Annotated in this window: 5 protein-coding genes; 1 reads left to right on the top strand and 4 read right to left on the bottom strand. The window is 38.9% G+C overall.

Features of this window, described 5'->3' with window-relative positions:
* The 4 genes from IQ229_RS14415 to IQ229_RS14400 form a co-directional block, all read right to left on the bottom strand.
* Positions 1 to 508: retron system putative HNH endonuclease (locus IQ229_RS14415; protein WP_194044765.1), on the bottom strand; the 508-nt coding region annotated here is incomplete at its 3' end.
* Complete coding sequence (locus IQ229_RS14410) at positions 505 to 1,923, bottom strand: AAA family ATPase (RefSeq protein ID WP_409339933.1); 1,419 nt, start codon at positions 1,921 to 1,923, stop codon at positions 505 to 507. The genes IQ229_RS14410 and IQ229_RS14415, both read right to left, overlap by 4 nt.
* Positions 1,924 to 2,001: 78 nt before the next feature.
* Complete coding sequence (locus IQ229_RS14405; RefSeq protein WP_194044762.1) at positions 2,002 to 2,535, bottom strand: GAF domain-containing protein; 534 nt, start codon at positions 2,533 to 2,535, stop codon at positions 2,002 to 2,004.
* Positions 2,536 to 2,539: 4 nt separating this feature from the next.
* Entirely contained in the window at positions 2,540 to 3,460 is a 921-nt protein-coding gene (locus IQ229_RS14400; protein WP_194044761.1) for a metallophosphoesterase family protein, read from the bottom strand.
* Between the two features lie 135 nt (positions 3,461 to 3,595).
* On the opposite strand from IQ229_RS14400, the gene IQ229_RS14395 reads away from it, so the two are divergent.
* On the top strand, positions 3,596 to 4,507 hold the full coding sequence (locus tag IQ229_RS14395; protein ID WP_194044760.1) for a hypothetical protein: 912 nt from the start codon (positions 3,596 to 3,598) through the stop codon (positions 4,505 to 4,507).
* The last annotated feature ends 5 nt before the right edge of the window (positions 4,508 to 4,512 follow it).

Below are 4,512 nucleotides of genomic sequence, written 5' to 3'. Positions count from 1 at the left end.
TTGCTACTCTACGCATCTTTTGCAGTTTGTCAATGTCAAGTGCAAGCTTCTTAATTGTTGTTTCAGCAACAGCTTTTTTACTTGGATTATCTGTCGGTTGAATTTCACCAGAAGCAGGATATTTAAAAAAATCAGCACAGTTTATTTCCAAAGGTGAAACCATCAAATTTTCATCGTACCAATACTTTTTCTTATGTCCGCAATGCACTGGAACAGTAGGAGGTTCTTCACTCTCTCCTTGACATGAAGCAATGAGATTTGTGTACTCCAGTGCCAGATTTGGATAAGTACTACGAGGTTTGAGGTGTTCTATATGGCTAGTTTCTTTGGTGATACGCATTCCACAATAGCAACAGATATATCCCTGTTCCTTCAGTAAAGCATCATGTACAACAGGTTTTTCTGGTGTTTGAAAATTATCATCCCAATTAGGTTTCCAATCATCATTTTCCAGAGCCTTCCAATTGGTAAATTTTTCTGGTTCCTGGCTCTTTTTGATGTACTTCATCGGTTGAGAATTTCCTTCCGCCGAATGAGTACATCCGCTTTAACAAACTCTGGCTCATCTGCTCCAATTTCAATAGCCAATTGTTGACGTAATTGCCTAGCACCTTCAATATTTCCAGCATCAATTAGTCGAAAAAGTTCTAAAAGACTTTCCTTAATTTCCTTGGGACGTTCTGGAACACCCATGAGGTCTTCTAATATACGATTGCTATCTCTCCCAAAGGAACTTTCTGGTTTTTTAGCAACAACACCTTCATCTGTTTTTTCTAGAATAAAAATTCCTTCTGGCTTGACTTGGCTAATTACTTGAGGCGAATGAGTAGTGACGATAAATTGACAATTAGGGAATGTTCTTGTCAAAGCAGGAATAATTTCTCGTTGCCATTTGGGGTGTAGGTGGAGTTCAATTTCATCAATTAAAACAACACCACTACCTTGGAGTGGATCTGGTAAACTAGGGTTAGCGATCGCTAATCGTCTTGCTAAATCTCCCACCATTGCCAACAAGCATTTCTCCCCATCAGATAGCTGATTAACGATCAGTTTTTCACTTCTTTTTCTAACAGTCATTCGCAGAGGTGAACGCTCAACCCGTAAATTCGAGAATTCTGGTATTAATGAAGATATAGCTTGTCTGACTGCTTCTAATTGTTTGTCTCGATAATCAGGATTATCTCTTCGTCTTTCGTTCTCTAAGTCTTCTCGATTTCTAAACCATTCAAAAAATGTTTTGAAGTCTATTCTTCCTCCTGTAAGTGCCTGATTATATGCATCCACTTGCTTAAATGAACTTACCTCTGAAATCTCTAAAGGCATGTCAATAACAGCACGATTAACAGGGTAGTAGATTACTAAAGGAATGTTGGCTTCAAAACCATTTTCTAATTGATCACGCAGAGCATCAACTACAGCTTGTAAACCTTTTGTGTATTGAAGACTAGAAAGAGTAGCAGGGTTATCATTATCCATACTAACAGGATCAGAAATTTCAGGATCAATAGTTGTAAATATAGAGTTTAATATTGGTTGCAATTTCTGATATTCACTATTTGATATTTGTTGCATCTGAAACTTTTCCTTGAGCAAAAGGCTAAACTGAAAAAGCTCTCTATGTCTTGTCAGAGATTCTTGAATATCACCTGAACTAATTTTAGTTATATTTAAAACTATCTCCTGCGAATCTATTAAAAATGTAATTTCATTATGTGTTTCCTCACAGCCATTACTAATGTCTTTATTATTAAAAAAACGTATGGAATCCGAAGAACTTTGAATATATGCTGTAAACTGTGATAAAAAAATAGCTAGACAATCAAGAATGCTCGATTTCCCAACGCCGTTAATACCAATTAGTGCCGTTGGCCCCGTTTCATCAAACTCCAGGGTCAAATCGCCGATTCCACGGAAGGATTGCATTTTCAGGCGCTTGACTTTCATAGTTTTAACAACGCTGAACGTAATTTACTACGGCTAACAAATCGAAAAATAAAACAGCTAATCAAAAGCAGACTTTACGTAATAAATTGTTATAGGTGTAATTTTTTCGACAAGATTATTAATCACCCCTCGTTCATATTCAGTCCAAACTCTGGGATGACCAAAAATGCATGGTTGTAAAATTCCCCAGAGTTTCCCATCCTGGCGGATATGGGCATGAATAAGGGCGCGATGTCCAAAATACTTCTGTTCAAACTCCCGATTTAACACTTGAGGTTCAGCAGTTTCTACATCTTCGACAAAGATTGAAGGTTTAGCATGTAATGCAGCCGCAAACATCGGATCTTCATCTACTAAAGTTGGGGGTTGTGCTGCCCAGTCTTCATTGTAAACAGTAGGTACATCTGGAGTGCGAATCCAACAAAAGGCGACTCTACCAAGGTCATTTTGTGGATTATGCAGGTATAGAAAACATCTATCAGACTGTAGAAAATCGCCTATAGCTGGTAACAGTGCAGAAAATAGAGTCTCTGGTGTTTGAGATGATTCTATAATATTGTTGAGTGCAGAAGGAAGTTCTTGCTGAGTCATATAACTAAGCTGATTTTAATTGAATAATACCTTTATCAAAAACGCGATTATCAGTAGCGATCGCACTTACTTCTATTCTATCTGGATACACCTCATACGCCGCAAAACTAAGCTTCTCAGCAGAATACTCTGTCCATTCTGAACGCCCTATAGGACGAGTGCCTGCACCTGCACCAGTAACTAGATAAGTCGTTCCATTAATAGCACGAGTGCGTTCATAAGTATGGTCGTGACCATTTATGTAGAGTTGAACGCCGTATTTTTGAAACAGAGGAGTGAAGATTTTAATAAAACTTTGATTGACTCCGTAGTGACCGGATGAATAAATTGGATGATGTCCAAATACGACTTTCCAAAGAGCTTTACTAAGACTTAATTCTTTTTCTAACCAAGTTAGCTGATTCTTCCAATCAGCATTACCGTTCGTATCTAAAGCAAAAAATTGCACTTGATTACGTTTAAATGTATAGTAACGTCTTCCCTTCATATTAAAGCCAGCATACTTGACTTGTGGATCACCATTTTCAGTACGAATATCGTGATTACCTAAACAAGCCTGAAATTTCACACCTTGCTTGAGTAAAAATTGATAGGGACGCTCAAAAACTGCATTAATTTTTTCGATTTCGCCGTTGTTGTAAATGTTATCTCCAGCTAAAACAACTAAATCATAAGGATTTTGCCTGTGATAAAAATTCATTGCCCCAGCTACAGCATACTGTCCTTTAGCGCCAGTTCCTGTATCAGCCACAGACACAAAACGTAATAACAAGTCTTTTTTAGCCGGGTTGGCGGCTATAGCTGTTGTTGAATCGCTAATATCAACACTTTGATGATTTTCATGAGCTAACATCCAGCTTAAAAATCCTGTACCAATGGCGCTGACGCTACTTAAAAATAAAAATTGACGGCGTTTCAGTTTCATAATTCACCAAATTTAATAAATAGTCAGTTTAGCGGAAACAATGAGCAATGAAGTGATACATTAATGCAAAAGAAGGCAGCACCAGTAATAATGTACGTTGTTTGTCTTTGATTCACGGCTTTTGGTGAAAGTTCCATGTCACAAGACAATCAGTCAAAACCTACGGATGAGCAGATAACTCAACCTCCTCAAAAACCTTACCAGAGAGTTCAGCCATTTTGGAAGGCTAAAATTATCCAACTTCTCCAAGGGACGATTGGGGTTTTAGAAGTAACGGTGGAGAAACTGGAGACAGCACCCACACCTGGTTCTGAGGAAAAACCTGGTTTTTTTCAGCAGCTTCTGTTGAGGTGGGGTGGACTTTTAAGGACAATCCGCTTGTTTTTACCATCAAATTTGTCAACAAAGTTATCAGATACAGCTTTGACGGGAATTGTGACTGGAATTGCTGTAATTCTCGTTTGGACAACTACGACTATCTTTACTGGGAAACCTACGGAAATAGCAACTGTTCCCCCAGTTGAAGAGGTTCCCATACCAACACCAACGATAACTACTCCACCGGAGTCAGTTGCACCAGAACCACAGCCGCCACAGCCACCAGAGGAAGTTACGCCACCGCCAGAAGTACAAATTACACCAACGCCGGAACCAGAACCAGAACCAATTCCTACGCCAACGCCAATCCCAACACCAACGCCAACGCCAACGCCAACGCCAACACCTATCATAGAATTGACACCCGAACAAGCTTTGATTGCGGCTATTGAAAATCAGGTAGCTGAAATTAGCGATCGCATTGCCTCTGGTCTGATAAAGTCAATTCAAGCCAACTTCCGTACAAGTAACTTGACTGTCAAAATTAGTAATGATTGGTACACTCTCAATGAATCTCAGCAAGACAAACTAGCTGCGGAGATATTACAACGCTCTCAAGAACTTGATTTTACTCATTTAGAAATTATTGATTCCCAAAATACGCTGATAGCTCGTAACCCGGTTGTTGGGACTGAGATAGTAATTTTTAAACGGCAAACAGCAAGTTAAAATAA

Origin of the sequence: Nostoc cf. edaphicum LEGE 07299, from assembly GCF_015207245.1 — a bacterium.
GTDB lineage: Bacteria > Cyanobacteriota > Cyanobacteriia > Cyanobacteriales > Nostocaceae > Nostoc > Nostoc edaphicum_B.
Note: the sequence above shows the minus strand (reverse complement) of the source record. Positions and strands in the feature narration are given on the sequence as shown.

Excerpts from the sequence above, each read along its gene's own strand:
- IQ229_RS14405 (WP_194044762.1), bottom strand. The coding sequence starts at position 2,535 with ATGACTCAGCAAGAACTTCCTTCTGCACTCAACAATATTATAGAATCA.
- IQ229_RS14410 (WP_409339933.1), bottom strand. The coding sequence starts at position 1,923 with ATGCAATCCTTCCGTGGAATCGGCGATTTGACCCTGGAGTTTGATGAA.
- IQ229_RS14400 (WP_194044761.1), bottom strand. The coding sequence starts at position 3,460 with ATGAAACTGAAACGCCGTCAATTTTTATTTTTAAGTAGCGTCAGCGCC.
- IQ229_RS14395 (WP_194044760.1), top strand. The coding sequence starts at position 3,596 with ATGTCACAAGACAATCAGTCAAAACCTACGGATGAGCAGATAACTCAA.